This window comes from Turneriella parva DSM 21527 (genome assembly GCF_000266885.1).
In the GTDB taxonomy this organism is placed as follows: Bacteria; Spirochaetota; Leptospiria; order Turneriellales; family Turneriellaceae; genus Turneriella; species Turneriella parva.
Genome location: NC_018020.1, coordinates 255,021 through 279,376 on the forward strand (window position 1 = coordinate 255,021; position 24,356 = coordinate 279,376).

The following is a 24,356-nucleotide window of genomic DNA, read 5'->3' on the forward strand; positions in this document are numbered from 1 at the left end:
CCCGATACGCGGCCAACTGAATTGCCCGCTCTTGCACTGCCGTCTGGCAGAAAAATGGCTTACGGCATGTCTAAATACCCCGCCATGCATATATGGCAGAAGCACACCACGACATTCACCACGAATTTCCCGAACACCGCGACCTGATTATTCGCCTCAAGACATCTGATGCGCATTTTCATAAACTCAGCGAAGAATATGCTGAACTGACGCACAAGATTGAAACGCTTGAGCGCAACGGCAGCCCCGAGTCTGATGCGTTCATGGAAGAGCAGAAGAAGAAGCGTCTGGGCCTGAAGGACCAGCTTTTTCACATACTGTCGGCAAACAAGTAAGCCGACCTGTCTCAGGTATGCCCGGCCCCGGTAAGGCGTCTTACCGCGTCGGGCTTTTTTTGTTTTCGCAGCATTTGAATCACCCGCGCTGGCGTATGTCACAGGCAACCGCAGCATCTCCGTTTTTACTCGCCACCTCGCTGGGCAAAAAATACCTTATGGCCCTGTCGGGTCTCTTTCTCGTGAGCTTTCTTCCCGTGCACCTGGCGGGCAACTTCTTGCTCTTTAAGAACGACGGCGGGGCGGCCTTTGATGCCTATTCAGTGTTCATGAGCACGTCACCGATTATCCGTGTGCTCGAAGTCACGCTGGTTCTGGGGTTTGCCGTTCACATTATCGATGCACTGCTCTTGACCTTGCGCAACAGGTCGGCCCGCCCTGTCGGCTACAAAGGCGGCAAAGGCGGCCGCTCTGCCCTGTTCTCAACCTATATGGGCGTAACCGGCTCCATCATTCTGATCTATCTGATTATCCATATCAATTCTTTCACACTCAAGCACCGCATCTACGAACCCGACAACCTCGCGTTTTATCACACTGTAAAATCGGCATTCGAAACGCAGTGGGGTGGCTTCTACGCCTGGTTCTATGTTGCGGCGATGCTGCTGATGGGCTTTCACCTGAACCACGGTTTTTCGAGCGCGTTCCAGTCGCTCGGTCTCAACCACCGCAAGTACACACCGCTGATCAAGAAAATCGGCCTGCTCTATTCTATCGCGATTCCGGTCGGTTTTGCCTCGATACCCGTCTTTTTTCAACTGCGTTATCTGAACCTGTTCTGAGTTCCCAACACATTCGCGGTCTTGCAGACCGCGAAAAATTGTCTGCCTTTGTGAGTGATTCCTAGTTTACTCCCTAACGAGACGATGAGTTGCGTCTATTCAATGAAACTCGACGCGAAAATACCTCAGGGCCCTCTCGAAACCAAGTGGCGCGACTATAAATCAAAACTCAAACTCGTCAACCCGGCCAACAAGCGAAAGCTCGACGTAATCGTCGTCGGCACCGGCCTCGCGGGGGCTGCAGCCGCAGCTTCAATGGGCGAACTGGGCTACAATGTGCACGCTTTCTCGTTTCATGACAGCCCGCGCCGCGCGCACTCGATTGCGGCACAGGGGGGGATCAACGCCGCCAAGAACTATCACAACGACGGCGATTCTGTTTACCGGCTTTTTTACGATACTGTGAAGGGTGGTGACTACCGTGCACGCGAGGGCAATGTTTACCGCCTCGCAGAACTTTCGGTCAACATCATCGACCAGGCCGTGGCGCAGGGCGTACCCTTCGCACGCGAATACGGCGGCATGCTCGATAACCGCTCATTCGGCGGAGCTCAGGTTTCACGAACCTTTTACGCCAAAGGCCAGACCGGCCAGCAACTACTGCTCGGCGCCTACAGCGCGCTCAACCGCCAGATTCATGAAGGCACAGTCAAGATGTACAACCGTCATGAAATGCTCGACGTGGTTGTCGTTAACGGCCACGCAAAAGGTATCATCACGCGCAATCTGCTGACCGGCGAGATTAAGCGCTTTGCTGCACACGCAGTTGTACTCGCGACCGGCGGTTATGGCAACGTCTACTTTCTTTCAACGAACGCAATGCTGTCGAACGTGACCGCCTCGTGGCGCGCGCACAAGCGCGGTGCATTCTTCGCAAACCCGTGCTACACTCAGATTCACCCGACGTGTATTCCCACGAGCGGTGACTACCAGTCAAAACTAACGCTGATGAGCGAATCGCTCAGAAACGACGGCCGCGTCTGGGTACCGAAAGACAAGGCAACGGCTGAACGCGTACAGCGCGGCGAAATTACTGCAAACGACATCGCCGAAGCAGACCGCGACTACTTTCTCGAACGCCGCTACCCTGCATTCGGTAACCTGGTGCCCCGCGACGTTGCCTCACGCGCTGCCAAAGAACGCTGCGACGCCGGCTTCGGCGTCAACGCTACGGGGCTCTCGGTCTTTCTTGATTTCAAGGCGTCGATCGATCGCCTCGGCGAGCACACCATCGCTGAACGTTATGGCAACCTCTTCGAAATGTACGAAAAGATCTCGGGCGAAAACCCTTACAAGATGCCGATGAAAATTTACCCTGCCGTTCACTACACGATGGGCGGGCTCTGGGTTGACTACAACCTGATGTCGACGATTCCGGGGCTTTACGTCGGTGGCGAAGCGAACTTCTCAGACCACGGCGCGAACCGTCTTGGCGCATCGGCGCTGATGCAGGGCCTCGCCGACGGTTATTTTGTTCTGCCGGCAACGATCGGCGATTATCTCGCAGGCGTCGGTTTTGACCGCCCATCGACTGTCGGCAAAGAATTTGACGAAGCCGAAGATAATGTGAAGACCCAGACATCCTCAATGCTTGCGACCAAAGGCAAAAAGACAGTCGATGAACTGCACAAACGCCTTGGCCACATCATGTGGGAATACGTCGGCATGGCACGTACCGAAGCCGGGCTGAAAAAAGCGATCGGCGAAATTCAGCAGGTTAAAGAAGACTTCAAGAAAGATGTGAACGTGCCCGGCAGCGGTGACTCGCTCAACGACTCGCTCGAAAAAGCGGGTCGTGTGAAAGACTTCATCGAACTCGGTGAACTGATGGCACGCGATGCATTAAACCGAAACGAATCGTGCGGCGGTCACTTTCGTGAAGAATACCAGACCGAAGACGGCGAAGCAAAACGCGACGACACAAACTACTCGTACGTTGCTGCGTGGGAATACAAAGGCGACAACACGCCGCAAGAGCTGCACAAAGAAGAGCTCAAGTTCGACGTGGTTCACCCGAGCCAGCGCAGCTACAAGTAAAGCACAGGCAGCGTGACCTTCAGGTCACGCTGCAATGCGCTTAAAATCCGTATTCGCCGAATTTTATGCTTTTCACCCGGCCATTTTCGAACCGCACAAACGTCATAAACTTGCCGCTGCCGAAGTTATACGTGTATTCGTCGACAAATACCGATTGTTTCTGGCATTCCCAATACGAAGACAGCAGCGTATAAGAACTCTGGCTGACCACGGTCGTGTCTGTCACAATACGGCGCTCGTCGTGTTGGTGCGCGGGTACCTGCTGCGGCTGCTGCCCTGCTAGCACCGGCTCCTTATCGCGCGGGTTGGTTTCTGTGCTGACGGCACTGCGTGACGTATCGACGTACGTGCCGGTCTGCCGGGTCTCTCTGAATGACCCCACAAGCACATTCGAAAAGCGCCTGTGTATCACCCGTTCGTCGAGAAAGGCGACTTTGTCCTGCGGTTCGCCGCAATAGCGCAGCACCTCAAGACGCGATCGGCCCGCTCCGAGAAGTTTACCGTCGCAGCGAATCTGTTCGTCGTTGTTGGCGCTTAGCGTTGCAAGCACGGTCGCGGCAAGAAATAGCATACGGGTCTTCATAGGGTACCGTGCAGACCCCGGTTCATGCCCGGGCAATCCATTTTTTCTAACAGGTTACTGAAAAAGCATCCTGTTCGCAGGCATCCGGAGCCTGCTAAACGGTCGCAAAGGTGGCGATAGGTATGGTCTTTCAAACCAGCCTAAAGACGCGGCTGACGCCCTCGAAGCGGGTCTTTCGGCCGAACCAGAAGGCTTTGGCGACACCACGGTGCACCAAACGGTATTCGCCCGGCTCGGCGCCGCGCGCGCCCTTGGCTGTCATGGACTGCGTTTTCCAACGCAGTATTGCTTTCGATTCGGCCCCCCTGAGGCGCTGCCAGGTGAAGGTCAGCTGCGGGTCGCGGTCGCCGCAGACGTCTACCCAATCGCCTCCGTCGGTCTTGCGCTGAACCAGCGCGAAATCTTGCATCGTCATCAGGTCATTGCGCGGGTGTGCGGATTGAAATTCGACAACAACCTCGCTGCCGATCTGGTATTCGGGCGCAGCGTCTACAAGCACGTCACCGAATTTTCGGCCCTTTGAAGGGGCATCGTAGACAACACCTGGCTGCAGCGTCAACTGTGTCAGACGATAATCTTTTGGGTAAACGCCTTGCGGCACACCGCTGCCTTCGGCGATTGCCGCGCCCAACCGGGCGAATTCTTGCTGAAAGCCTTCGAGTGTATAGGGCCCGAAGTGCGTCGACGCACCTTCGTACTCTTGTCCCGCGTATTCTTCGCGGGTCGTCACGTACGACGAATAGGCGTTCGAGTGAGAGGCGACCACGGCATGCGTAATACCGGCTTTCGCCATAACGTCTTGCAGCGTCTGTACAATGCGCCGGCCGGCCATGGTCGTGATTTCTGTGGGCTGCGCCGCGATCGCAAGTTGCCCCAGGCGCACGACCTGCACCGGCAGAATCTGCGGTGTCCAGGGGTTGCCGTCAAAGGTTGCAAGGCCTGTCGGCACCAGAATTTTCTTGGGCGCATGCCCCTTGATAAAATCTTCTGAAAGGGTTTTTGGCCACACAGCACCGAATGCAGAATCGATAGCCGACGAAATAATGCGTTCATTGCCCTGCAGTGAATCAACGGTGACCCCCTCGTGAAACACCTTCACCTGCGACTCGTTGTCTTCGGTTGAACCGGCGAGAAAGCTCGCCCCCATCGCAGCGGGTACCGTATCGACGTTCAGCGCGTCGATGTGCAGCCGCGAAAAGTCAACGTACCGGTGGCGCGCGTCGACCGGCCCCTGAATTACCTCGGTTGCTGTCTCATAAAGTTCAACCGCTTTTTCATATTGCTTGCGCGCAATGATCTCCATGTGTTCGTAGTCGTGAATACCATCGGCGACGCCCCATAGATTGGGGGAAACATCGCCGGCGGGTGCCAACGCAAACGCGGCGACAAAAGGCTTGTCGCTTTTGAAATCCGCATTTTTGCTTTTTTCAAACCAATATTCAGCGAGACCCTTGTGGTCGCCGCCGATGAGGCGATTGGCAGGCCCGACTGAAGTTGGGTGCACGCCGAGCCAGTTGATCATGCCGAGTTCGCGCCCCGAGGCACCTCGTGTGCCGCGCGAACCTCGGGCATCCATGCCCACTGGATCGCGCCCCGAGGCACCTCGTGTGCCGCGCGAACCTCGGGCATCCATGCCCTCTGTTTCGCCCTTTACTTCTAACGCAACAAATTTGAGCAGCGTCATCTCGTTATCGAGATCAGAGCCATAACGCTCGCGCTCTTCTGCGGGGTTCATCGCATAGGGTCTCGTCGCGCGGTTGAAGCCATAACCATCGAGCCGCCCGCGTGCCATGTAGATTTGTGCGGGTTCAAGATTTGCATGTGCGCGCCTGATCGACTGGTAAATGCCCTCGACGATCGCGTCGAAATTCTGCGGAATAAAACCTTTTGTCGTCAGATTATAGAGAAAGTGGTGAGAATATCCGCCGGGCCCGCTGTGCGTGTGCGTTGCGCTGATCAGAATATTTTTGTCGTTGTAGTGGTCTTTGAGCACGGCATCTTTGCTGACCTTTTCAGCAACTGCCTGCTTCACCGCCTGGTAGATCATGCAAAGATCGGCGCAGACATAGACAATGCGGCGCTGCCCGTCGCCTATGATAAACGCACGCGACCACAGGCGCATATAAATGCCCTGCGTTGTCTGCGCCACTTCGGCAAAACCCATCATACCGACCTCTGCCGCCGGGCCAGTCACGTCATAAATTCCGCAGCCAACCTCATAGCGACCTTCGCCTGCGGCTATTCTCTCTGACATAGGATATTTAATACCCGCTTGACGGTGTGTCTTTTTCTAAAAATGAAAATTACCAAAGCACTTGGCGGCAAGGCCCAGTGCCAAAGGGCACATAGCACCGAAGACGGAGAGCTACAGCGTTTTGGGAAAAACGCTTTCGCTCACAGTTGGTTAGAGGATGCTATGTGCCGCAAGGGCACATAGCTCAGTTGGTTAGAGCGGCGGACTCATAATCCGTTGGTCCCAGGTTCAAGTCCTGGTGTGCCCAAAGGCCAGGGAGGGCCGAAGGCTGCGCGAGGCATGGACGCCGGTAGCAGCCAAAGGCCACGGAGGGCTGAGGTCAGCGACTGGCAAGGATGCCATCCGAGTCGCGGACCAAAGGCCATGGAGGGCCGAAGGCTGCGTGAGGCATGGATGCCGGTAGCAGCCAGAGCTTTCGAGCCCACCATGCGCACCCCCTTTGTTTTCGCCCTGTCTGCGTCTTGAACAACTGCCCTATGCCCGCAGGTGCCAAAGCCGAAATAATTTATGTCTTTGACGGTTATTGCGGGTGGTGCTGGGGCATCGCCAATGTCGTGGCGCGGCTGGCAGAAGATTTTTCAGACCGGTTCGATTTTTCTGCGCTTTCGGGCGGGCTTGTACTGGGCCCGCGCATCGGCCCGCTCGGCGATTTCGCCGATTATATCGAACGCGCGATGCCGCGCGTTGAACAGATGACCGGCGCGATTTTTTCAGAGGCACACCGCAAACTCATTCGGCAGCGCGAAACAATACAAGACTCGACGATGCCCGCAATGGCGTTTGCGCTCGTGGTCGAGACAAAGCCCCAAACCGACACGATGAAACTCGCGCACGCGATTCTGCGTCTGAATTTCGAAGAGGGCAAGGTGCTGTCAGACCCTGAAAGTTATGGCGACCTGTTCGCTGCTTTTGGGGTACCCGCCTCAGCGATCGCCGATCTTAAGAACCGCACTGCGCTCGCGGGCGCCGAAGCGCAATTCGCGCGTGCGCGTGAAATGGGAGCGGAGTCTTTTCCCACAATCGTTTATGGCCGCGAAGGGCAATACTTTCCGCTTTGCCAAGGTTTTCAGTCTTATGAAAATCTCTCGCATGCGTTAACGGTGTTGCATAAAGAACCCCCGCCGCTATGAATCCCGCTGTTTTGCGCAGCGAGGCCATACGCGCTGCGCGCGGTTTTTTCGCCGCTGAACATCTGCTTGAGGTGCGAACGAATCGTCTCGTGTCTTCTGCCGCAATGGAACCCTATATCGACGGCTTTGCAATTACCGGTGCAGACGGCAATCACCTCGGCTACCTCGCAACTTCGCCTGAATTCGCGCTGAAAAAACTCTTCAGTGCAGAACTGGGCGCCTCACCGGCGGCGCAGGGCATCTATGAAATCGCGCCGGTTTTTCGCGACGACAGGCCAGGCAAAAACCACAGCAGCGAGTTCACCATGCTTGAATGGTACCGCCGCGACTACACGCTCGCTGAAATAATTTCACAGGCATTGCGCCTCATTAACCACCTTGCAGCGACTATGAGGATTTCTGAATTTCATGCAGGCGTTACCGAATTTCAGATAACGGCTGAATTTGAGAAGATTTTGCAGCGCCCGCTGCCCGCAGATAAATTTCGCTACACACAGGTCTATAAAGAGCATTTTGGTGCGCTGCCCCACCACGTGAACCCGCTGGATGCCGAAATCGCGTGCTTTAACCTGTTGTTCGATGCCTGGCTCTTGCCAGTCATCAAGAATCAAGCCGGGCTGGTTTGCGTCTCAGGGTACCCTGAATGCCTTGCGGCGATGGCGCGTGTCACGCATGGCATAGCTGAACGCACAGAAATATTTTATGCCGGACTTGAACTGGCAAATGCATACTGTGAAGAATACGACGCCGGCACAATCAGGGAAAGGTGGGCAGCAAACAATGAGATCCGCAGATTGCGTGGTGTTGCAGAGCACCCTCTCGACGAAAGACTGCTTGAAACCTTGAGCTGCATGAAGGGCGTCAGCGGCATCGCCGTCGGCCTCGAAAGGTTATTGATAGCTTTTTTTCCGCAGCTCAGCGCCAGAAGCTTTTCAGAGAGTTAACCCAGATTGAAATTGCTCAGCAGTTTTTTTGCATATTCATGACCCGGTTCGAGCTCATTTAAGAGTAACCCAGCCTCGCGCATACCTGGTTCGTCTTGTCTCGACTCATGAATTTTACCCAGAAGCACCAAATAGCGTTCGACATGCCAGTTTCTGAGCGTAAGCCGATCGGCAAAATTCAGCGCCTTCTCAGAATTGCCCAATCTGAAATAGAGCAAGGCCGCGCTATACATGAGAAAGTCGCGTTCGGGCCTGATGCGCACCATACATTCGGCGATGAAAGCCGCATCGACGAGATTTTCGTTACGCAGATGCACGCGTAGCAGCGACCGCCACGCCGCCATGTTGTCGGCGTCGACCTGAAGAATTTTGCGCAACGCGTCGAGTCTTGCCACTGGTTCTTCGGCCGCGCCATGCTCTCGCCAGAGTCTCTGCAGTGTTTGGGCGTCGGGTTTTTGCGCGCGCGAAGTATATTCAAGCCGCAGCAGCGAAATATCGTCGACAATTTCACCCGTGTTGCGAATACCCATGTAGATGCGTGGCAGATCACCCTCTGCTGCTTCGACGATTTCAAGAATGCGCCGCTCGTCTTCGTTCATAACAGGCTGGCTCTCGGCGTCGTAGGCGACGACGAGATCGTCCCGCCCGTCAGAGCCCAGAATGACAACGTCGCCGGGGTGCAGAACGAAGGTGTCAACCCAGAGCCTGCCCTTAACGGCATTATTGCCGAGCTTGCGCAGACCTTCATGGTTTGAAATAAATTCCGCTTCGCCTCGCCGCAGAATTATGCCCTTCGGGTGCTCTGCATTGATCATGACGGTATAGCCCGACTTATCGTGCACCAGCAGACAGATCATCGAGGCCATCATGCTGCCGTTAAAGCTCGAAAAAAGGTGGTGCAGTTCGAGAAAAGAGTTCTTGAGCCAGCGCTCGGGCGAAAGATTGCGCAGACCTTCGGTAATGTGAGTGCGCTCGATCAGCGAACGAATCGCCGAGCCGAGCACCAGCACACCGCCGGCGCCCTGCAGCGACTTGCCCATGGCATCGGCATTGATCACGAGCGTGTATTTTTCACCCTGCAGGCGCAACGCATAGCCCGCATTCATGTCGCCGCCGATCTCTTTCGTATTGCCCATGAATTCGAATGTTTTGAACTGCTTCAGCAGCGAATCGAGCACGACCGTTTCGCTTTCAGGTCGAAGTTCGGTCAAAGATTCGATCAGGTTCGAGGTGAGATAATAGTCACCATCTTGTCTCGACTTCAGCGCTTTGAGCTCGTTGTAGGCTTCTGAGAGCGTTCTGGTCTTTTCGTCGACGAGTTCGGTCAGGTAATTGCGGATTGTATTAATCTCATAGGTTGCCGCATCGAAATTGACTGCCACTTCGACCAGTTCGCGGTCATTCGACATCATCGGCAGGTGGCCGCGCCCACCCATCGCAACGGCGTACGTCGCCTCACTGAGTTGCTTCAGAGAATATGTCCAGGTATAGAAATAGATGAAGGCCAGCGTGCCGCAAATCACGAAGGTGAGAGCCGCAAACTGAATCGCCTCAGAGAGTGCGTTGTTATTCTTGGCAAAAAGAAAGGCAACCAGCGCAACAATCGAAGTCGCGGCGACAAAACCAAGATACAAGAAGCGCAGAATTCCCGATCGGCCCGAGATCAGATCGTTCGAGGCTTCATCGAGCGCAGAGAGCTGGCGCTTGACCTGAACTCTTAGGTAACTGCAGCCGAATTCAGCCAGCGAATAGACGAGCCCCGCCAGCATCATGACAACCACTGCATCGATCAGCGCCAATAGTCCGATTCTGACTATATCCCCACGAATGCGGTAGCTTTCGAAATAGATGAAGAGCGCCTGCGCAATGTAAATCAACGAAGCGACTTGTGCAAGCCCCAACGGCACTTTGGCAAGAAGGCGCAACAGATCGCGCAACCGCTCTGGCTCAGATTCTGCAATCGACTTTGCCAGCACAGGTTCTGCGCGGCGCAGCGAACCGATAGCCGAGGGAATTCCGATACGGCAAAGCGCACCCGAAAAAACGCCGTAGAGCGGCAGAGTTACCCAGAAGCCGAGCCAGAACGCCGACCACTCTGCCGAATATGCCTGCATCGCGTCTCGCGGTTCAGTGCCTGCGAGAAACAAGAACGCGTAATAATTCAGCACGGGAAAAACCGGCAACGTCACGAGCCACAAAACGGCCCCGAGCGAAAAATGCCGTACGAGCTTAATGAAAAAACTGAACGCCGCGCGGTAAACAAAGCGCTCGGCTACACCTACGACCGGCGACGGGGCCATCGACGGCGTTTAGGCGAACGCCTCCGCGATTTCAAGGTTCTTTTCCATAATCGCGATCAGATCATAATCTTTTGGAGTAAAGATGTGCTGAACGCCGAGCGACTTTAAGGTGCCAAAATCAGACTCTGGAATTATGCCACCAACCACGAGCGGAATTTCTTTTTCGGCTTTGTACTTCACCAGGGTTTTCATCAGCTGGTCGACGAGCTCGACATGCGATCCCGAGAGAATCGACATGGCGATCAGGTCTGCATTCTCTTCGACGGCGGCTCGCGCAATCTCTTCTGGCGTGAGGCGAATGCCTGAATAGATGACGTCGAAACCGACGTGGCGGGCCGCAACAGCGACCATTTCAGCGCCGTTTGAATGCCCGTCGAGGCCTGGTTTACCGAGCACGAACCGCGGACGGTGGCCGTGTTTTTCTTTGAATACTTCGATATTTTTTCGCACCGCGACGACGCGGTCTTCACTCAAGGTGAGTTTTTGCCCTTCGACGCCGGTCAATGGCCGGTACTCGCCGAACACCTTGCGCAGCGTGTTTGCCCACTCACCAGTGGTGACCAGAGCCTTTGCACAGGCGATCGACGCAGGCATCAGATTCACATTTGCCTTCGCGTCGGCTTCAAGCTTTTGCAGCGCCTTTTCAGCAACCGCGTTGTCACGCGTTTCACGGGCCTGCTTCAGCGTCGCGAGAGTTTCGTCGGCGGCAGAATGGTCGACTTTGAAGATTCCCGAGTCGGCCCCACCGAGCAGCGGAGACGGCAGACCCTCGCTGTAAATGTTTCGGCCGACGATCTTCAGGTCGCCTGTCATGATGCGGCTCATGCGTTCGGCCTGGCTCTTGACGAGCTGAGATTTCATATAGCCCGACTTGATCGCTTCAACGGCACCACCCTGTGCGAGCACCTTTTCAATTTCTGCCTTCGCTTCAGTCATGAGCGAGAGTACTTTTGACTGTATCACGGGCGAACCGTCGAAGATATCAGGGTATTCGAGCAGGTCGGTTTCATACGCCATTACCTGCTGCATTCTGAGCGACCACTGCTGGTCCCAGGGGCGCGGCAATGACAGCGCCTCATTCCAGGCAGGCAGCTGCAATGCGCGGCAGCGCGCCTTCTGCGATATGGTGACGCCGAGCGCTTCGATCAGAATGCGCCAGGCATTGTTTTCAGGTTGCTCTTCGGTGAGACCGAGAGAATTCACCTGCACACCATAACGAAACCGGCGGTATTTCTCGGTCTTCACGCCATAACGGTTTTTGGTGATGTCGTCCCACATTTCACCGAATGCGCGCATCTTGCACATCTCTTCGATGAAGCGCATACCCGAGTTTACAAAGAATGAAATGCGACCGACTGCCTGCTCAAACTCGGCTTCTGAGAAGCAGTTGCGCTCCTTAATCGCGTCGAGAATGGCAATGGCTGTCACCAGAGCAAAAGACAGCTCTTGTACCGGGGTAGCTCCCGCTTCTTGCAGGTGGTAAGAGCAGATGTTCGACGGGTTCCATTTCGGTATGTGCCGCACGCAATACTCATACATGTCGACGATCAGGCGAATCGACGATTCGGGGGGAAAGATATAGGTGCCGCGCGCGAGATATTCTTTGATGATGTCGTTCTGCGTCGTACCCTGTAGAAGCGACGGGTCGATGCCGCGCTCTTCGGCAAGGGCAATGTAGAGCGACAGAAGCCACATCGCAGTGCCGTTGATCGTCATCGAAGTATTCATCTTCTCGAGCGGTATCTGGTCGAACATCATGCGAAAGTCGAGCAGTGAATTGATCGGCACACCCACCTTACCGACTTCAGGCCGGGCCATCGGATGGTCCGAATCGTAGCCGCATTGGGTAGCAAGGTCAAACGCAATCGAAAGGCCGGTCTGCCCCCGCGCGAGGCCGGTGCGGTAAAGTTCGTTGGTTGCCCGCGCGTTCGAGTGCCCACCGTAGGTGCGAAAGATCCACGGTTCTTCGCGCGTGGCCACGCCCTCTTTGTTGTAGATTTTGTGCGCTTCTTGTGCCATTAGCTACGGAGCTTATGGAGGTCGAAACGCGGCGTCAAATACAGGTTGTCGAGCGGCCGCACGCCGATTCAAGGTTTTTCGAGCAAAAAGCTGCGGCAGCGCAGCGCTTTAGTCGTCGACCAAGAGGTCACCGACCTATTGGCAGGCGTTTGCTCGCAAACGCCGAGGCCGCAGATTTTTGAGCCTCTGGACAACCAGGGCGTCAGATAGCTAATTGCATTTTCAGAAACCGCACCATGTTGATGTAGGCCCGCCGGCCCTCGTCGGTGCGGCGAAAGAAGTGGGGTATACCGTGCGGCAGCCAATCGTAATAGTTGACCTCAAGGTATGTGCCGAGTTGGTCGCGCAGCTGCTCAACCCGCGATTTCGGGCACATGGGGTCGATCTGCACGAAATGACCCTGCACGGGTTTACAGATCGCGCGGCCGCTGAGCTCGGGTATACCGCTGCCGGTGAGACCAAAACTGTGGTGAAAAACGACGGGTGCCTTGATGTCATCACGCAGCGCTGCATGCAGCGCAAAACCGCCAGTGAGGCACTGACCAATTAGACCGATACGGCCGGCATCGATACCGGGCATGCGCTTCACGTGTTCAATCAGTTCAAAAACTTCGGTAACACCCTGGTTACCCGGCTGGTTCGTGAGAAACGCCGCATCGAAAAACATGCGCAGGCAATACCGTGCGGCACCCTGTTCGCTAAAAAGGTCGGGCACGACCACGGTAAAACCTTCACCTGAGAGCAGCGCGGCCGTTTCGAGCTGCGTTTCGCCGACCCCAGTCAGGTCGGGCAAGAATATGACGGCCGGCGCTTCTTTAACTGCTGCCCGAAATATATGTGCTGTGATGGTGCGATTGCTGAGTGCAATCTGTTCGCCTGTGTGCATGGGTAAACCAAACGAGAGCAGCCGATACGGCGTCGATTGCTAAGGTAACATGCCGGGCAGAGCCCAGCCGATTTCATGCGGTATCGCAGGCGCGCGCTCGATATTGTGCTCGATCATTTCGTGAAACACGGTGCCCATGATGAAACCATCGGTGAGCCTAGCCGCTTCGCTGGCATGTACTTTGTCTTTAATACCGAAGCCGACAACGAGCGGCACGCGCGTTGCGCGGCGAATCGCCTTGATCACAGGTTTCAGCGGCTTCAGCGTGAAATTCTTCTGACCCGTAACACCTTTATAAGAGACAAGATAAATGAACCCCTGAGCATCCCGCGCAATCTCTTGAATTTTTTTAGCGGGAGTCGTCGGCGTTACGAAATCGATCCACGCGATGCGGGTCAGAATGTCACCGAGACCTTCGCGCTCGATGATATATTTTTTCTCATCGTGCGGAATATCGGGTATGATAATCCCCTGGACATTGCATTCATAAAGTTTTTCAAGCAGATTTTTGAAGCCCGCCTGGTAGAAAATATTCGCATAACTCATGATCGTAAAGGGAAAGCCGGGAAACTTCTTGTGTAGTTTCTGCAGCATGGCCAATACGTCGGCCACCCTGAATTCGTTTTTGAGCGAGCGCTTGAATGCGCGCTCGAGCGCCGGGCCATCGGCAACGGGGTCGGTGAACGGCAGGCCAATCTCAACCGTCGCCGCGCCACCCTCGATCATCTTGGTGATTATTTCTGCAGTGATCTTTGCATCGGGATCACCATAGGCTATATAGGGGATAAAGAGATATCCTTTCTGCTTCTTGCGCTCGTTTAAAGCACGCGTGAACGGATGCATTGCGTATTCATGCGCCAGAGGCAAGCGGCGGCAAGCAAAAAATCTTACACGCCAGCCATCGTTGTGCAGGGCACAATTTCAGTCATGAGGATTTCTCAAGATACGCGTCAAACACCCAGCCCGATTCCATGCCGCTGTCAATCGCATGTACCCAGCGCCCTTTTTTGCCTGACACCGTCGTCGCTTCACCGACGAGACGAAGCAGCAGCGTCTCGCCGTCTTTCAGGCGCCGCAACACGGCGCCTTCGGTACCCGGCGAGGCGCGAAATTGCAGCTCGCGGGCCTTGACCCTGCGTACCGATTCGGGAAAAAGTTCTGCGAGTCGGGTAAAATCGATATCTGCCCCCGCGAGCGAATGCGATGTTCTGAAAAGCTGCTGCACCACCTGCTTTGTTTCCTGTGTCAGCGGGTTCTCGAGCAGCAGCGCCTGCTGCAAAACTTCGCCGGCGCGCGCATTGTTCGAGGGTATTTGCCCAATGCGCACCAGCGCTTCGCGGCGAAAAATAACGCGCTCATCGGCGGCAGCGATATTGCTCAAGAGCGACTGCAGATTGCTTTTCGGGTTTGTGGTAAATTCGGCGACCGCATAATGGCCAACGAGCATGGGGCTAGCCTCGCCTGCTGCCAGACGCTTCTGCGAAAAATTTCGCAGCTCGGCAAATCGCCCTTCAGCAAAGAGCCTGTCAGCCTTTTCAGCGGTTGTCTCGCCGAAACGGTAACACACGAACCAGATTGCCCCCGCGCCGAGCAACACCACCATGATCAGATTTCTGAGCTGTGCGAGCAGCCCTTGTCGATGTGGGGGAGAGATAACCGGCATGCGCCTTTACGCCAGCTGAAAGCGGCTTCGCTTCTCAGCCCGCTTTGGCGTTCGACTTAGAAGATTCTTCGGGCGAACCGTTCTTGCTGAACTTGCTGATCGATTTCTGAATGGTCTCAATCTGCCCGAGCAACTTGTCGAGCTTGCGCGCCCGCTCGTTGGGGTCGAGCACAGTCACCATGTTGTCTTGAATCGACTGTGAGATATTCGAGACGAGGCCAGAGATGCTCTGCAGCACACGGTCGGCCTCTTGCTGGCCTTTGTCGGCTAGGCCCTTTAAGAATGCGCGCTGCTCTTGTTCATGCGCCTCTGATGGGTTAATGAGCATTTCAAGCAGCGTCTTGCGCTCATCAGGCGTACTCTGTGTCATGCCGACACCCGCCAGTACCAATTTTTTGAGTACTTCGAGAACTCCCCCTTTGCTTTCGCGAATGAGCAATTTCAGCATCTGGTTTTGCAGAACGGGGTTGCCGATATGGTCTGATTCATTGAGTTTCAAGAAAGTCTGGCCGAGCACCTTACGCGTGATGTCTTCGCCGTTGGTATTATCGATGACTTTAATGTCGACACCGTCACGCACGTACTGCGCTACTTCGTCGAGAGTGATGGTGCGCGACGTTTCGGGGTCGTATAGGCGCCGGTTTGCATAGCGTTTGATTATCTTCATTATGTTATTTCCTTGGTGCGTCGCACATCAATCTGCGACTTTCTATCGCGGCGCACGGGTAAATCCCCCTACGACTTGTGCGATGCACGAAAAATGAGACGGTGCGTCAATTAAATTGGCATTCCACCGAGCTGATGATAGCTGGCTGCCGGCAGCTACTTACATTCCAAAACGAAGTGCAATCGACCTCCGAAAGTAGACCTCGGCTGGCGTCCGAAAATTCAGTCGCTTGCGTGGCCGATTATTCAGTAATTCGAGCGCCGCGTCAACCTGTTCCTGGTCGATTTCCCGAAAGTCCGTTCCCTTCGGAAATGGCTCGCGCAGCAGGCCGTTGGTGTTTTCGTTCGTTCCCCGCTGCCAGGGCGATCCTGGGTCGCAGAAATACACTCCGCAATTCAGCACCTGTTGCAGGTCCCGGTATCCGCTCATTTCTGTGCCGCGATCATAAATCACACCCCGTAACAGAGAATTATCGACGTCTGCGAACAGGTCGCGTGCAGCCGCGTTGAACTGCTCAACGAGTTTGCGCTCGATTTTTGCCGCCTTGGTGTAGCGCGAATGTCTTTCGACAAAGGTTGCGATTTGTCCTGTGCCGATTTTTCCCTCCACCAAATCACCCTCCCAATAGCCAGGTTTTCGCCGCGTCAAAGCCTCGGCTGGCAGGTCGTGAATGCGTAAAAACCCTTTGTTTTCAGCCTCAATCCGCACTGTGCGCTTGTATGGTTTTCCCTTGCGGCGCAGGCAAAGGCGATAGAAATTCGATGTGGCGGATTTCTTACGGATATGATTATAGATCGTCTGCATGCAAACCCCGCCGAAGCGTTCAAGCCGCATACGCCCCGCGATCTGCTCCGGTGACAGCGTCGATTTGAGCGATGCGCCGATCTGTGACCAGAGTTCCGGGGTCACCTTTGCGGCGTTGGTATTCGTCTGGCGCCTGCGCGCTGCATCTTTTGCGCAGCGGGCGCTGTAATGCCGCGGCATTGAATTGCGGCGGATTTCACGATAAATGGTGCTCGGGTGGCGCTTCAGGTCTCTGGCAATACGTCCGGCATGGCGGCCCTGCCTGAGGCTTTCTTCTATACACAGTCTTTCTTCATTGGATAGTTGAACGTAAGGTCGCATCCGGGGTCTCCGTGGTCGTATTTCGCAAATCAACCTCGAAACCCCGGCGCGGCCTTACACTACTTTATCCTATCGCACTTCGTTTTGGAATCTACACTATCATCAGCTCAGTGTTTTCTCATTCGGTTTGACGCTCTGTCTGATTTTACGATTCTGGACAAATGCACGGCAAAAAGACGAACAAGGCTGCCAAAAAGCGCTTTCGCGTTACAGCGACAGGTAAAATTAAACGTACCAAAGCGGGCAAGAACCACATTCTGACCAAAAAGACTGCGAAGCGTAAAAACGACCTCGCGAAGGCAGGCTACGTGCACGAAGCTGACGAGGGGCGTGTGCAGCGCCTGCTCGGCATAAAGTAAGGGAACCGAAATGCGCGCTACAAACGGAACAATACACAAGAACCGCAGAAAAAAAATACTCAAACGCACGAAAGGCTTTCGCGCTGGTCGTCGCCGTCTCTACAGAACGGCGAAAGACGCCGCGCTCAAGGCCGACATGTGGGCGTTTCGTGACCGCAAACAGAGGAAACGCCACTTTCGCGTTCTCTGGATCGCGCGAATTAACGCTGCCTGCCGCGAAGAGGGCATGAGCTACAGCCGCTTTATTGCCGGTGTGGTGAAGGCGAAAATCGGCCTCAACCGCAAGAGCCTCAGCGAAATGGCAGTGCTCGACCCGGCTGCTTTCAAAGAAGTGGTCAGAATGGCCAAAGCGGCCTGATTTTTTCCAAAAGCTGCAAATAAGAAGGGCCTTCGGGCCCTTTTTTATTTACAGCCTCTTAAACAGGCTTTCGAGTTCGGGAAACATCGTTCGCATGCGCTCTTCCATCGCTTCGAACGAAAAATCGGGTTTGCTGACAATGCTGCGTACCTGAATGCGAAACGTCGCCATAAAGGCTTCGGCGAGCGTCATGTTAAGGCTCTGCAGGTATTCAGGGCGCATCAGCTCGCGAAAAAACAGAATAATCATATGCGCGAGAATCGAGGGGTTTACCTTGTGCACGTATCCGCTGTCGATTCCCTCTTGAAAAAAGGCGTGCAGCTCTTCTTCGTAGACCGCATAGGTCGCACGAATTTTCTCCCACAGGTGGGGTAAGTTGGTGCGCAGGTCTGCGAGTAACAGAAAGCCAATGCCACCGATTTCGTGCAGAATCGCCGCGAACGTCAGCAAATAACGCTCTTCGTAGGGCAAAGCTTTATTATGCAAAAAAAACCGGGATGAAAGAATTTTATCCACAAGATGATCGATGAAAATTTCGAAGAGTTCGTCACGCGAGCGAAAGTGACGGTAAAAGGTCGCCTTGCTGATCTGCAGATGCTGCACTATCGAATCCATGCTGTGCACGCTCATGCCATGCTCGATAAAGTGGGGCATCAGCTGCGCGAGGTATTCGCTGCGAACTTTCGGGTCGAGCTCGCGCTCTTTATCGAGGGGTTGCCGGCCCATTATTGCCTGACCTGCAGCCCTTCGCCCAGCGCGCGCCGGTACAAGAGCAGCGCGGGCACGAGTGCCACCACGAGCCCTACGAAAAGTAATACGCCCACAAACCAAAATTCGCCCTGCGTCAGCGGAAATACACCGACACCGACCGAAAAAGCGCGCAGCAGCAGATTCTTGAACACGAGCGACACGACCGCGATCAGCGCATACCCTGCCACAATACCTGAAACGGTGAGAATGAGGCTCTCGGCGACGAGCAGCGAGGCGATGCGGCGCGGCGATGCCCCCAGAGCCCGCAGTATCGCCATTTCACGGTAACGTTCGGCGAGCGATGCATAGAGTGCGATAAAAAGTCCGCAGAGCGCGGTCAGCATCACCATCAGCGAAACTAGCTTGAGAATGTTTTCGGCATAACCCATGATGTTCCAGATTTCGCTGAGCACCACGCCGGGCAAAATCGCGGTCAGAGGTTCGGCTTCGTCTTCGTTGATTTGCCTCATGAGGGGCAGAATGTCTATCGGCTGCTTTACACCGATGAGAAAACTGGTGATCTTATCGATTTTGATGGCCCTGGCAGGTTTCGCAGTATCTTCATCTCTGTGCGCGGCGCTTTCAGCGCCACCCTCTTCGCCATGTTCTTCTGCCTCATGCATCTGTTCAATGCTCGCCAGAGAAACATAGATGCCCTTATCGATGGGAGTTCCCGTGGCTTCGAGAACGCCCTCGACGACAAAAGGGCTCGCGTCATGGTCATGAATGCCCTGCACATCGCTTATGCCATGCGTCAGCACGAGTTTGGCGCCGGTCTTGTAGCCGAGTTCACGCGCGGCGGTGCTGCCCAGAACTGCCTTGAGACGCGCGAGGCTGAAAGTACCTTCGGCCAGGCGCAGTTGTTGCTGGTTGCGGTAGCGAAAATGTTTCATGAAGTCGGCAGATGTGCCCACGACCCGAAAACCCTTATGGCTGTCGCCGATCGACAGCGGCAGTGCCCAGGCCACAGATGCATTCTTCTTGTACTTCAAATAGCTTGAATAAGAAACATTACTCGTCGGCGAGCCAATATGAAACAACGAGAAGAGCAACAGCGGAATCTGGCCTGACCTGGCACCTGCCACGATGTGCGTGCCGCTCACGGTTTGCGAAAACCCCGCGCGCGCGCCTTCACGCAGCTTTTCGACCGACGCAAACAAAAAGACGCTGAGCGCAACACTGAGGGCCGTCAGAGACGCAATCGCCAGGCGGCTTCTGAGTGATTTGAAGACAAGGGCTATCATGATTTTCGCCCTGCCGTTTTTTTGCCATGCCCACTTTCGATCGCACGGTTGAGGCCCGCCAGGTCAATAAACTGATCGAAGCGCTTGCGGTACCGAAGGTCGTGCGAGACAACCACTATCGTCGTTTTGTTCACCTCTGCCTCTTTGAAAAGCAGATCAAGAAACAGCCGCGCGTTGTGGTCGTCGAGTGCCGAAGTTGGCTCATCGGCGAGCACAATCTCGGCACCCGCAGCAAGCGCCCTCGCCGCCGCAACCCGCTGCTGCTGGCCGTGGCTGAGTTTCGCAGCCGGCATTGCAGCGAGTTCGGCGATTTGCAGATGCTGCATCATGGCCTGAATACGCGCGGGCTCGACGGGCTTTTTCGCAAGTTTGGGCGCGAGTTCAATATTTTCGGTGACACTCAGGTACGGTATCAGGTTAAACTGCTGAAAGATAACACCGAGGTGCGCCGCGCGAAATCGGTCGCGCGCCGCCGCTGTCAGATTAGCGAGCTCGGTGCCCGAGACTTCTATTTTACCTGAGTAGCCTGTCAGCACCCCCCCGATGAGATTCATCAGAGTGCTCTTGCCGCAACCGCTGTCGCCCGAAATCAGCGTATGGCTGCCCCGCGCAATCTTGAGGCGGGCAATCTCGAGCACCGGCTTTTGCGCGTACGCAAAGCGCAGATTCTCGATTTGTATCGCAGAGACGGCTGCAGCTGCTTTCATTTTCCCGTGTATGGCTTCACCATTTCACCCGCAACCTGAAACGAAACAACGCCGAACTGTGAGCGTATCGATTTTACCTTGAGCTCACCCGACAGCACGACGGGCACTCCCCATGTGACGGGCGCTTTCTTTTTGCCTTTCATCACCACATAGATCATTTGGTTCGCCGGCGGTGGCGGCACGTGAATGCAGGCCTGCGGGTCGGGCACGAGCAAAAAACGCCCGACCGATTCATAATCCATATCATCGAGCGGCACCATAAAACCCGGTATACGTATCGGTTTGCCGTTGAGCTTCGTCAGCATTTCTGACATTTTGCCCGTCTTGAGGTTATAGCCTCGCAGGGTTTTCCAGCTGATTTCGGTGTTTTCGTCGGGGGCATTACCCGTCAGCGTGGCAGGCAGAAAAAAAATGAGGATGTATAACAGGTAGCGCGGGCGAACAAGCAGCACGGGGGAGTCTGACCAAACAAACAACCCTTGCGTCAAGCGTTTTCACCGCTTTGCAGCGGCACTGTGGGCTATTTCTTGGCGACTGGTTTCTTTTCGTCTTTTTCGCTTTCGATGCGCGCCTTGTAAGATTCGATTCCCGTCTTGGCCTTCGCGGCCATCGCGTCGTCTTTGACGACCGTCGCCACGCGTCGCAGACCGTCGAGCAGCTTAATCGCCATAATGAGGTCGCCGGTCGCCTTGGTCGAAATCTCGTATTTGTCACGGTAGCGGTTCGAGGCGTCGAGCAGGTCATCTTTCACGAGCTGCACGAGTTCTTTGCGATCATAGAAAAACTCTTCACGCGGGTCGCGCTTCGACTGTACCTCGCGAAAATCGATCAAGTTCTTGCCTAGCACCGCACTCTTCGAATAGAGTTCGGGAAACGACCACAACCATTTGGTGTTCTGGCCATAGGCCTGAATCAGCTTATCGATCGCGCGGCGAATGTGGCGGTAAAGGTTCAGCCGTTGCTTCGGGTTGAAAGGGGCAATTTTGTCGAGCTCATCGCGGTTAAAATCGATCGATTCATCGACATCGCCCTTGACCACCGCGTCGAGGTCTGCAAAGATCTTGTAAAGGTTCTTGCGCGCGTTATCTAAGAATGAGTTGTTCTTTACCTGCATCATCTGCTCAGAGATTTCGTTCATCTCCATCTGCAGGTTAACGATCTGCAACAGCTGGCTGATATTCCCCAGATGAAAAAAGGGCTTCAGCTTTTTGTTGGTCGTCATCGCCTTCTTGTAGGCGGCGAGTTCTTTCTCGTATTCTGCAATCTGCAGCTTCTGCTGCCCGATGCGTTCGTTATATAACTTCTTGGTTGCCTGGTCTACGGCCATATCTTATTTTCGGTTGTTTTGCGCCCCAGGCGCTCAAAATAACCGAATTATGCGTAGGTGTCGATGGTAGCAGCAGTGCCCGTTGCCTGCGCGGGCTGGTCTTTTTGCACAGGTTCTACCTTGTTCAAGGCCTCTTGCTGCGCGGCCTGTTGGGCCTGATAAATGGCCTGCGAGGTCGACGAACTTTGGCTTTCTTCAACTCTCATACGTTGAGTATACATGCCCGCCGGCCAAACCGGCCAATTTAAGTGGCCAATTCGAGCCCTTGAATGCCGTGCTCTTCAAGAAACGCCGGCGTCACACCCTGCGCAAAAAGCATCTGCGGCGTGACACTCAGACGGGCCAGCACTGTGTGCAGCGGGTCAGCCCTGCCTGCTTCGGCAATCCTCTTTATACCCTCTTGAATATGCTCCAGATTTGACTGCACGATGCCCTGCGTCGCCTTATTGACCATCGCCGCCATCAGGCGGTTACCAGCGAACGAATACCGCACTTCTGACTCGATTGCCGAGCGCCCTGCCCCAAGGCTCGCCAGCCGGCGGTAGCCTTCGAACCGGCCAAAGTTGCCCTTCGTTTCCCGAAAGTGAAAAACCGTGTTGGCGATATCGTAGTGCACTTCTTGCTCTGACACTGCGGTCGTGTTAATCACCGGTATTGAGGATTCATAACGTATCAGGTATTTGCGGCTTTCGACATCATGCCACAAAAGTTCCGTGGATTTTATCGACGGCGCAAATTCGGGGTAACGCTCTGCATCGAGCGTGAGGCTCAACACCGCTTGAAGCGGTGCGTTGACCTCAACCCGGCGACCTACGGTTTGCAACCTCACCCCCCAACCCCCTCTCCTAAAGGAGAGGGGGAGCGAAGAGAAGAGTGACCTGTGGTGAGCGCAGTCGAACCATACCTGTTTGCCCGTGCGAAGCTGCCGTGGTCGTCGAAGCGCACGCCGTATTTCTTCATCGCGGCGTGCGAATAGCCAGCGGCAATCTGGCGCAGGTAGAATGGCTGGTTGACGATGAAGTGGTGAATGCCGTGCGTGCTGCCGAAGTTGAAGCAGAACAGCTGAAACGGCAACATATACCATGAGCGTGTCGTCATCACCTGACACTGCTCGAGCAGGCCGACGCTTGCGTCGGGGTTCACGTCGCCAAAATAGTGCATGCTCGACGACACGATCTGCAACGCGCCCTGCCGAATAAAGTTGGGCAAGCCGATCACAACGGCCATGAAATTGACGAGCGCCATGAGCTGAACGAAGTCTGCATTGGCGACGAATGCCGGGTCGACGTGCGGCATCGCAAGCAGATATGCGTTGCCGAACAGAAACACGAGCGACGTGCCCTGATAGAGATACGTAAACGGAAACGCCGCCCGTGCCATCTCTTTCATGTCGAGCCGGGGCGCAGTCTTACCCACGCGGCGCGCGTTGATCAGAAACGCCAGGCCCTGGTCGAGCATGGTGATAATGCGTTTGATGCCCCATTTCATGCCGTTGCCGATCATCTGCTCTTCGATGTCAGAAAACTGGCCAGATTCTTTGTGGTGCAACAGATGAATCTTCTTGCGGTAAAAAGGGCTCGGGGTGTTGAGCCGAAACGCCCACACGCCCCACATCATGAGCTTTTCAATCCACGTCTCTTTGAAATACAGAGAATGAATGAGGTCGTGTTCAAGCTCATGCAAGAACGACGCCAGTATCGCATTCACAAGAATCACTGACCAGGCGGGTGCCATATCGAAATAATACAGCGCCGCCATGCCGATCATGCCGGCGATTGATCCGAGCCAGATCGAAAAGCCGATCAGGTTCTGGTGGTTCAAAAAAGTGAAGTGCCTGCGCAGATAGCGGTCGGCCATGCGAATCGAGCGGCTGATGCGATTGACTCTGTCGGCCGCGGTCAAACTCAATGGTGGTATTTTCGTTGGCATACTCAACTCCTTTTCTGGTCGCATATGGCCGCTTACGCCGTTATGCGACCTTCTCCATTCTTTGTTCGATTCTCTCGGCGACAGCTCTCGCCATCGCGTAGTCGTCGTGATCTGAAGGGTGAAAACCTGGCTTCATGTATTCAACAATGGCCGGCAAGAATGACGACATGATGCCGCCGTTCTTGCCTTCAGACATTGCATCGCGAAAGAAAGCGAAGATATCCAGATTCTTGGCTTGCCTGATCAGCGACAAGAAGGCTACGGTGATCACAAAGGGCAAGAGTGTTGCACAGAACAGCATACCGGCGACGCGCAGCGGATACGAATCGTCGACCTCTTGCAGAACATCGAAGGCAACGTGCTTGTGCTCAATTTCTTCGACGGCATGCCACTGCATGAAATCGAGCAGAGTCTGGTTGGTAATGTGCTCTTCGAGATAACCAGAACTTAAGCCGTGTGCGGCCCAGGTCGCGGTAAAATGTTCAGCTGCTGCGGTGATCGAAAGCGCGAGTTTCGGCCCCAGAATCTTCGTCGCCTGTGTTTCGACAAAATCAAACATTGTGGATTTATACCATTTGAGAAACGACTCGATATCGTACTCATGGCCGAGCACGGCCTTATTGAACGTCTCATGCAGCTTGCCATGCTGCGCCTCTTGACCGATGAAGTTTTTGACATCTTGCGTGAGGCCTTCGTCATGAATCTGCGAAGCAAAATGCTTCACACTGCGAATAAAGAAGCGTTCGCCCTCGGGAAAAACCAGGCTCATCGCGCCGAACATCATGCGCCCGAAATCAGACCGGGGCTTTTGCCCGACTAACTCACTAAAGGTCCACTGCGGTTTGCGTACCGGTATCTGCTCAGACCTTTTGGTCGGCGTGGTGCGCATCTGCTTTTCGTTTAACATGTTTCCTCCGTGAGAATGGTGAATGCGGCATCTGCGCCAACCCACACATT

The 24,356-nt window shown here is 54.8% G+C and carries 25 protein-coding genes and 1 tRNA gene; 8 read left to right on the top strand and 18 right to left on the bottom strand.

Annotated elements, in window-relative coordinates:
- Nucleotides 1-92 precede the first annotated feature (92 nt).
- The 3 genes from TURPA_RS01180 to TURPA_RS01190 all read left to right on the top strand — a co-directional run bounded on the left by TURPA_RS01180 (nt 93) and on the right by TURPA_RS01190 (nt 3,154).
- Nucleotides 93-335 (top strand): HP1242/YdcH family protein, encoded by a 243-nt coding sequence (locus TURPA_RS01180; RefSeq protein ID WP_014801453.1) that lies wholly within the window; start codon nt 93-95, stop codon nt 333-335.
- Nucleotides 336-430: 95 nt separating this feature from the next.
- On the top strand, nt 431-1,117 hold the full coding sequence (locus TURPA_RS01185) for a succinate dehydrogenase cytochrome b subunit (RefSeq protein ID WP_041948812.1): 687 nt from the start codon (nt 431-433) through the stop codon (nt 1,115-1,117).
- A 102-nt stretch (nt 1,118-1,219) separates the two neighbouring features.
- Entirely contained in the window at nt 1,220-3,154 is a 1,935-nt protein-coding gene (locus TURPA_RS01190) for a fumarate reductase/succinate dehydrogenase flavoprotein subunit (RefSeq protein WP_014801455.1), read from the top strand.
- Between the two features lie 40 nt (nt 3,155-3,194).
- On the opposite strand, the gene TURPA_RS01195 is transcribed toward TURPA_RS01190, so the two are convergent.
- Both TURPA_RS01195 and TURPA_RS01200 read right to left on the bottom strand, forming a co-directional pair.
- Entirely contained in the window at nt 3,195-3,737 is a 543-nt protein-coding gene (locus tag TURPA_RS01195) for a DUF2845 domain-containing protein (protein WP_014801456.1), read from the bottom strand.
- Nucleotides 3,738-3,867: 130 nt separating this feature from the next.
- Nucleotides 3,868-5,991: a neutral/alkaline ceramidase gene (locus TURPA_RS01200; protein ID WP_014801457.1), complete on the bottom strand. Its 2,124-nt coding sequence runs from the start codon at nt 5,989-5,991 to the stop codon at nt 3,868-3,870.
- Between the two features lie 173 nt (nt 5,992-6,164).
- Between TURPA_RS01200 and TURPA_RS01205 the strand changes: the two genes are divergently transcribed.
- From TURPA_RS01205 to TURPA_RS01215, 3 genes are all read left to right on the top strand, one after another.
- A tRNA-Ile gene (locus TURPA_RS01205) sits at nt 6,165-6,238 on the top strand.
- Nucleotides 6,239-6,467: 229 nt separating this feature from the next.
- Nucleotides 6,468-7,121 carry a DsbA family protein gene (locus tag TURPA_RS21215; protein WP_014801458.1) on the top strand — a complete coding sequence of 218 codons (654 nt, stop codon included), beginning with the start codon at nt 6,468-6,470 and terminating at the stop codon, nt 7,119-7,121.
- Nucleotides 7,118-8,065, top strand: coding sequence for an amino acid--tRNA ligase-related protein (locus TURPA_RS01215; RefSeq protein WP_014801459.1), 948 nt, complete (start codon nt 7,118-7,120; stop codon nt 8,063-8,065). Before TURPA_RS21215 ends, TURPA_RS01215 begins: the two co-directional genes overlap by 4 nt.
- Here TURPA_RS01215 and TURPA_RS21220 read toward each other — a convergent pair.
- The 7 genes from TURPA_RS21220 to TURPA_RS01250 all read right to left on the bottom strand — a co-directional run bounded on the left by TURPA_RS21220 (nt 8,062) and on the right by TURPA_RS01250 (nt 16,725).
- Nucleotides 8,062-10,365: a PP2C family protein-serine/threonine phosphatase gene (locus tag TURPA_RS21220; RefSeq protein WP_014801460.1), complete on the bottom strand. Its 2,304-nt coding sequence runs from the start codon at nt 10,363-10,365 to the stop codon at nt 8,062-8,064. The two genes, TURPA_RS01215 and TURPA_RS21220, sit on opposite strands and share 4 nt — an antisense overlap.
- A gap of 9 nt (nt 10,366-10,374) precedes the next feature.
- Entirely contained in the window at nt 10,375-12,384 is a 2,010-nt protein-coding gene (locus tag TURPA_RS01225) for a protein meaA (RefSeq protein ID WP_014801461.1), read from the bottom strand.
- A 202-nt stretch (nt 12,385-12,586) separates the two neighbouring features.
- Nucleotides 12,587-13,270: a dienelactone hydrolase family protein gene (locus TURPA_RS01230; protein ID WP_014801462.1), complete on the bottom strand. Its 684-nt coding sequence runs from the start codon at nt 13,268-13,270 to the stop codon at nt 12,587-12,589.
- Nucleotides 13,271-13,309: 39 nt separating this feature from the next.
- A complete protein-coding gene (gene trpA / locus TURPA_RS01235; protein ID WP_014801463.1) occupies nt 13,310-14,113 on the bottom strand; it encodes a tryptophan synthase subunit alpha in 804 nt (267 codons plus the stop codon).
- A gap of 82 nt (nt 14,114-14,195) precedes the next feature.
- The gene (locus TURPA_RS01240) at nt 14,196-14,933 is read right to left on the bottom strand and encodes an SH3 domain-containing protein (RefSeq protein WP_014801464.1); all 738 of its coding nucleotides are present in this window, start codon (nt 14,931-14,933) and stop codon (nt 14,196-14,198) included.
- A 34-nt stretch (nt 14,934-14,967) separates the two neighbouring features.
- Nucleotides 14,968-15,600 carry a polyhydroxyalkanoate synthesis regulator DNA-binding domain-containing protein gene (locus TURPA_RS21225; RefSeq protein WP_014801465.1) on the bottom strand — a complete coding sequence of 211 codons (633 nt, stop codon included), beginning with the start codon at nt 15,598-15,600 and terminating at the stop codon, nt 14,968-14,970.
- 159 nt (nt 15,601-15,759) lie between these two features.
- Entirely contained in the window at nt 15,760-16,725 is a 966-nt protein-coding gene (locus TURPA_RS01250) for an IS30 family transposase (RefSeq protein ID WP_014801244.1), read from the bottom strand.
- A 161-nt stretch (nt 16,726-16,886) separates the two neighbouring features.
- On the opposite strand from TURPA_RS01250, the gene rpmI reads away from it, so the two are divergent.
- Both rpmI and rplT read left to right on the top strand, forming a co-directional pair.
- On the top strand, nt 16,887-17,084 hold the full coding sequence (rpmI, locus tag TURPA_RS01255) for a 50S ribosomal protein L35 (protein ID WP_014801466.1): 198 nt from the start codon (nt 16,887-16,889) through the stop codon (nt 17,082-17,084).
- 10 nt (nt 17,085-17,094) lie between these two features.
- On the top strand, nt 17,095-17,442 hold the full coding sequence (gene rplT, locus TURPA_RS01260) for a 50S ribosomal protein L20 (RefSeq protein ID WP_014801467.1): 348 nt from the start codon (nt 17,095-17,097) through the stop codon (nt 17,440-17,442).
- Nucleotides 17,443-17,490: 48 nt separating this feature from the next.
- Here the strand turns inward: rplT and TURPA_RS01265 are convergent, their stop codons facing one another.
- From TURPA_RS01265 to TURPA_RS01300, 9 genes are all read right to left on the bottom strand, one after another.
- Nucleotides 17,491-18,168: a TetR/AcrR family transcriptional regulator gene (locus tag TURPA_RS01265; protein WP_014801468.1), complete on the bottom strand. Its 678-nt coding sequence runs from the start codon at nt 18,166-18,168 to the stop codon at nt 17,491-17,493.
- Complete coding sequence (locus TURPA_RS01270) at nt 18,168-19,436, bottom strand: ABC transporter permease (protein WP_014801469.1); 1,269 nt, start codon at nt 19,434-19,436, stop codon at nt 18,168-18,170. The genes TURPA_RS01265 and TURPA_RS01270 overlap by 1 nt, the downstream gene beginning before the upstream one ends.
- Nucleotides 19,433-20,143: an ATP-binding cassette domain-containing protein gene (locus TURPA_RS01275; RefSeq protein WP_014801470.1), complete on the bottom strand. Its 711-nt coding sequence runs from the start codon at nt 20,141-20,143 to the stop codon at nt 19,433-19,435. The genes TURPA_RS01270 and TURPA_RS01275 overlap by 4 nt, the downstream gene beginning before the upstream one ends.
- On the bottom strand, nt 20,140-20,595 hold the full coding sequence (locus TURPA_RS01280; RefSeq protein ID WP_014801471.1) for a DUF3299 domain-containing protein: 456 nt from the start codon (nt 20,593-20,595) through the stop codon (nt 20,140-20,142). The genes TURPA_RS01275 and TURPA_RS01280 overlap by 4 nt, the downstream gene beginning before the upstream one ends.
- A gap of 68 nt (nt 20,596-20,663) precedes the next feature.
- Nucleotides 20,664-21,470: a hypothetical protein gene (locus TURPA_RS01285; protein ID WP_014801472.1), complete on the bottom strand. Its 807-nt coding sequence runs from the start codon at nt 21,468-21,470 to the stop codon at nt 20,664-20,666.
- Nucleotides 21,471-21,517: 47 nt separating this feature from the next.
- Entirely contained in the window at nt 21,518-21,676 is a 159-nt protein-coding gene (locus tag TURPA_RS23260; protein ID WP_157210349.1) for a hypothetical protein, read from the bottom strand.
- Nucleotides 21,677-21,714: 38 nt separating this feature from the next.
- Nucleotides 21,715-22,299: an SRPBCC family protein gene (locus TURPA_RS01290; RefSeq protein ID WP_014801474.1), complete on the bottom strand. Its 585-nt coding sequence runs from the start codon at nt 22,297-22,299 to the stop codon at nt 21,715-21,717.
- Nucleotides 22,296-23,399: a fatty acid desaturase gene (locus tag TURPA_RS01295; protein WP_014801475.1), complete on the bottom strand. Its 1,104-nt coding sequence runs from the start codon at nt 23,397-23,399 to the stop codon at nt 22,296-22,298. The genes TURPA_RS01290 and TURPA_RS01295 overlap by 4 nt, the downstream gene beginning before the upstream one ends.
- A 40-nt stretch (nt 23,400-23,439) precedes the next feature.
- On the bottom strand, nt 23,440-24,306 hold the full coding sequence (locus TURPA_RS01300) for a metal-dependent hydrolase (RefSeq protein ID WP_014801476.1): 867 nt from the start codon (nt 24,304-24,306) through the stop codon (nt 23,440-23,442).
- Between the last annotated feature and the right edge of the window lie 50 nt (nt 24,307-24,356).

What these genes read in the sequence shown, in the direction of transcription:
- TURPA_RS01180 (WP_014801453.1), top strand. Translation starts at nt 93, where the DNA reads ATGGCAGAAGCACACCACGACATTCACCACGAATTTCCCGAACACCGC.
- TURPA_RS01185 (WP_041948812.1), top strand. Translation starts at nt 431, where the DNA reads ATGTCACAGGCAACCGCAGCATCTCCGTTTTTACTCGCCACCTCGCTG.
- TURPA_RS01190 (WP_014801455.1), top strand. Translation starts at nt 1,220, where the DNA reads ATGAAACTCGACGCGAAAATACCTCAGGGCCCTCTCGAAACCAAGTGG.
- TURPA_RS01195 (WP_014801456.1), bottom strand. Translation starts at nt 3,737, where the DNA reads ATGAAGACCCGTATGCTATTTCTTGCCGCGACCGTGCTTGCAACGCTA.
- TURPA_RS01200 (WP_014801457.1), bottom strand. Translation starts at nt 5,991, where the DNA reads ATGTCAGAGAGAATAGCCGCAGGCGAAGGTCGCTATGAGGTTGGCTGC.
- TURPA_RS21215 (WP_014801458.1), top strand. Translation starts at nt 6,468, where the DNA reads ATGCCCGCAGGTGCCAAAGCCGAAATAATTTATGTCTTTGACGGTTAT.
- TURPA_RS01215 (WP_014801459.1), top strand. Translation starts at nt 7,118, where the DNA reads ATGAATCCCGCTGTTTTGCGCAGCGAGGCCATACGCGCTGCGCGCGGT.
- TURPA_RS21220 (WP_014801460.1), bottom strand. Translation starts at nt 10,365, where the DNA reads ATGGCCCCGTCGCCGGTCGTAGGTGTAGCCGAGCGCTTTGTTTACCGC.
- TURPA_RS01225 (WP_014801461.1), bottom strand. Translation starts at nt 12,384, where the DNA reads ATGGCACAAGAAGCGCACAAAATCTACAACAAAGAGGGCGTGGCCACG.
- TURPA_RS01230 (WP_014801462.1), bottom strand. Translation starts at nt 13,270, where the DNA reads ATGCACACAGGCGAACAGATTGCACTCAGCAATCGCACCATCACAGCA.
- trpA (WP_014801463.1), bottom strand. Translation starts at nt 14,113, where the DNA reads ATGCATCCGTTCACGCGTGCTTTAAACGAGCGCAAGAAGCAGAAAGGA.
- TURPA_RS01240 (WP_014801464.1), bottom strand. Translation starts at nt 14,933, where the DNA reads ATGCCGGTTATCTCTCCCCCACATCGACAAGGGCTGCTCGCACAGCTC.
- TURPA_RS21225 (WP_014801465.1), bottom strand. Translation starts at nt 15,600, where the DNA reads ATGAAGATAATCAAACGCTATGCAAACCGGCGCCTATACGACCCCGAA.
- TURPA_RS01250 (WP_014801244.1), bottom strand. Translation starts at nt 16,725, where the DNA reads ATGCGACCTTACGTTCAACTATCCAATGAAGAAAGACTGTGTATAGAA.
- rpmI (WP_014801466.1), top strand. Translation starts at nt 16,887, where the DNA reads ATGCACGGCAAAAAGACGAACAAGGCTGCCAAAAAGCGCTTTCGCGTT.
- rplT (WP_014801467.1), top strand. Translation starts at nt 17,095, where the DNA reads ATGCGCGCTACAAACGGAACAATACACAAGAACCGCAGAAAAAAAATA.
- TURPA_RS01265 (WP_014801468.1), bottom strand. Translation starts at nt 18,168, where the DNA reads ATGGGCCGGCAACCCCTCGATAAAGAGCGCGAGCTCGACCCGAAAGTT.
- TURPA_RS01270 (WP_014801469.1), bottom strand. Translation starts at nt 19,436, where the DNA reads ATGATAGCCCTTGTCTTCAAATCACTCAGAAGCCGCCTGGCGATTGCG.
- TURPA_RS01275 (WP_014801470.1), bottom strand. Translation starts at nt 20,143, where the DNA reads ATGAAAGCAGCTGCAGCCGTCTCTGCGATACAAATCGAGAATCTGCGC.
- TURPA_RS01285 (WP_014801472.1), bottom strand. Translation starts at nt 21,470, where the DNA reads ATGGCCGTAGACCAGGCAACCAAGAAGTTATATAACGAACGCATCGGG.
- TURPA_RS23260 (WP_157210349.1), bottom strand. Translation starts at nt 21,676, where the DNA reads ATGAGAGTTGAAGAAAGCCAAAGTTCGTCGACCTCGCAGGCCATTTAT.
- TURPA_RS01295 (WP_014801475.1), bottom strand. Translation starts at nt 23,399, where the DNA reads ATGCCAACGAAAATACCACCATTGAGTTTGACCGCGGCCGACAGAGTC.
- TURPA_RS01300 (WP_014801476.1), bottom strand. Translation starts at nt 24,306, where the DNA reads ATGTTAAACGAAAAGCAGATGCGCACCACGCCGACCAAAAGGTCTGAG.